Source organism: Pseudoalteromonas sp. SIMBA_162 (assembly GCF_046535955.1).
GTDB classification, from domain to species: Bacteria; Pseudomonadota; Gammaproteobacteria; order Enterobacterales; family Alteromonadaceae; genus Pseudoalteromonas; species Pseudoalteromonas marina.
Genome location: NZ_JAWJBQ010000184.1, coordinates 1 through 326 on the forward strand (window position 1 = coordinate 1; position 326 = coordinate 326).

Annotated in this window: 1 protein-coding gene; it reads right to left on the reverse strand. The window is 37.4% G+C overall.

Going from position 1 to position 326, the window contains the following annotated elements; genetic code table 11:
- A partial coding sequence (locus R0J88_RS19275) for a tyrosine-type recombinase/integrase (RefSeq protein WP_410900771.1) occupies positions 1 to 326 on the reverse strand: 326 nt, incomplete at both ends.

Sequence of the window (326 nt, forward strand, 5' to 3'; positions counted from 1 at the left end):
TGGTAATGTACGGTGTACTTCAGTTTTAAGACTACGAATATAAATTGTACCTTTTCTATCAGTGATGTTTACATCGTCCCACTTCAAGTCACATAATTCGCCTACACGTAAACCAGCTTTTAGCATTAATAATACCATCAGGTACTCACGATATGACTTCTTCACTACGTTATCTCCTAAGTAGTCACGTTTTATGGCACGTAATAAAGCACCTTTCTGTTCCTTAGACAACCATTTCGGTACTGGTGTTTTCTCTGCAACTAGCTTTATATCCTCTGCTGGTGAAAAATCTAGTAACCCATTCTTTACACACCACTTAAAGAAAG